This is a genomic window from Pseudomonas sp. GXM4 (genome assembly GCF_008923895.1).
GTDB classification, from domain to species: domain Bacteria; phylum Pseudomonadota; class Gammaproteobacteria; order Pseudomonadales; family Pseudomonadaceae; genus Aquipseudomonas; species Aquipseudomonas atacamensis.
The window spans coordinates 1-2440 of the sequence record NZ_WBRZ01000447.1; the positions used below are offsets into that span (position 1 = coordinate 1).

At 54.6% G+C, this 2440-nt stretch carries 1 pseudogene; it reads left to right on the forward strand.

Annotated elements, in window-relative coordinates:
• Window positions 1-2157 (forward strand): annotated as a pseudogene (locus tag F8N49_RS27235) (PD40 domain-containing protein); the annotation flags it as partial.
• Window positions 2158-2440 lie beyond the last annotated feature (283 nt).

A 2440-nucleotide genomic window follows, 5' to 3' on the forward strand; every position in this document is an offset into this window, starting at 1 on the left:
CTGACGGTGATCTACACGGAAACAGTGACCGGCGACGAAGTCTTCATGTTCTGGATCGGTTCAATCACGGGCGAATACCGCGACTCGATCAAGCTGAACGAACTCACCGCTGGCAAGGAAGTGCCGTTCCCTATCGACGCCAAGTGGATCAAGGGCAACGAAGGCGGGACGGTGATCGCCAAATACCAAATCAAACGCGCGGCCGGCGGGACCAGTTACGCCGAGCCGCTGGAGTTCAGTGTCGGGGTGGCGCTGGGTCTGAAGGAACCAAAAATCAAGGAAGCGCCGAACGACACCAGCCTCGATCCACTGGATGCCCAGAATGCACTGACGGCGGTAATCGACTATGACGGCATGCTGGTCGGCGACAAGATCATCGTCCGCTGGACCGGCGCCCCCGGAACGCCGGCTGCCGGTTCACACACCACCGAGCCATGGCCAGTCACCACCGTCGGTGCGCAGGAAATACCGCTGGCCGTCTCGGTGCTCGCCTTCAACCTCGCCAAGTCCATCACGCTGGATTACACGGTAACGCGCGGCACCCAGGATCCGAAAGAGTCGCGGATTCGTGCGCTGGCGGTGTCGCCCATCGCGCAAAGCGATTTGCCCAAGCCGCTGATCATGCAGGCATCCGAAGGAGGCGAAGGGCCCGAACTGGACGTCAGTCAATTGACCACGCAGGTCTACCTTTACGTGGACAGCTATCCCCTTATTGCGCTGAAACAATATGTCTGGCTCAAAGCGAAAGGGACTATAAAAGGCGGAGGTCATTACTCGAAAATCTTCTGGCAACCACCGACTTCGCAAACCAATACGAAGTGGATCAACCAGGGTTTTGCCGTTCACATCTTTCCGCTAGCGGACTTGCAAAGCCTGGAAGATGGCAGTGACCTGGAAGTGGAGTTCAAGGCAGGCTTTGGCGGCAGTCAAGTCGAGAGCGAGGCCGTGACGTTTGCTTTACGTACTTACAAGGTCAAGGCCTTTGAAGACATAGTGCCGACCCTGGACTCGGTAAAAGGCTCACCAAGTGGTGCGGATATTCCAAACGGCGGCACTACGGTCGAAACCGCTGTGACGCTGAGCGGTGTAGCAGCCAAAGGACACAAAGTCGATGTGCTGGACGGCACTACCTCAAAAGGTCAGCCGACCGCCGACCCGGTAACAGGCATCTGGACATTGCTTGTTGCCGTACTGACAGTTGCCGCGCACAGTTTCACTGCAAAAGCGCTGTACGGTTCGGGACAAACCTCTGCGGCGAAGACCTTTACTGTAACGACTTCCACTGGACCCACGCCAATCGCCGAAATTGAGGTCGGTCACGAACCGAGGTACATAACCATCAGTCCGGACGGTACCCGGGCTTATGTCGCCCATTTTCAATACGAATCAGTATGGGTGATTGATACCGCAACTAATAACGTCGAAGCCAAAATCCCGTTCATAGCCAGGCATATCGCGTTCAGGCCGGATGGTAAGCGCGCTTACATGGGCAGTGCTGGAGACACGGTCTTGGTGATTGATACGGCGAGCAATAACGTTCTGAAGAGTGTTCAAGTCGGACTTGTCCCGACAGGGATCGCTGTCAGTCCGGATGGTAGCCGTGCATATGTTTGTAATGCCAGTGGTAAAAGCATCTCTGTCATTGATACGTCGACGAATGAAGTCCTGACCACCTTCTCGGTCGAAGGCCAACCGTATCATATTGCTTTCAGTCCGGACGGTACCCGCGCGTATTTCACTTGTCCCGACAGGCTGGCGGTTCGGTTGATTGACACTGAAACAAATCAAGTCTCGATTGGAGTCGTGTTTGATTATAGAGGGTTTTACGTCGCTGTTAGCCCGGACGGTACCCGCGTTTATGTCAGCCAGGATCAAAGCACTAAGGTGTGGGTGTTTGACCAGGATTTAAAACAAGTGTTGGCGAAAATCGAAGTCCCACGCAATCCACAAAACCTCGTTTTCAATCACGACGGCAGCCTTCTGTATGTCCCCTGCAGTGTTGACGTGATCGCGGTAATTGATACGGCAACGCATCAAGTCCGCAGGAGCATCGATGTAGGCCACTTGCCTGCCGATATGGCCCTCAGTAAGAATGGTACGCAGGCTTATGTTTGCAAGTTCGATAACAACGCGGTTTGGCTGATCGATCTGGTTTGATCGCTAGCGTTTGCAGCGCACAACGTCACCAAGACGCTCTGGGTCCCTTCCCGAACCGCACGCTATGCGTGCGTTAGGGCAAAGGATTCGCAGGCGTTGGCCGCAGGTTTGCGCTTTGGTATCTGCGGTCGTTTCCGGCACAAAGGGGACGCACAAAGGGAACGAATTTATTATCTGAATCGGTGAATCGGGCGGTGAATAATCGAAATATGCCAAAGTGATGCAGGAAGACTGAGTTATTCGCTGTTAACTGCTCCGAAGGGGCCGTCGGATCCGATGTATT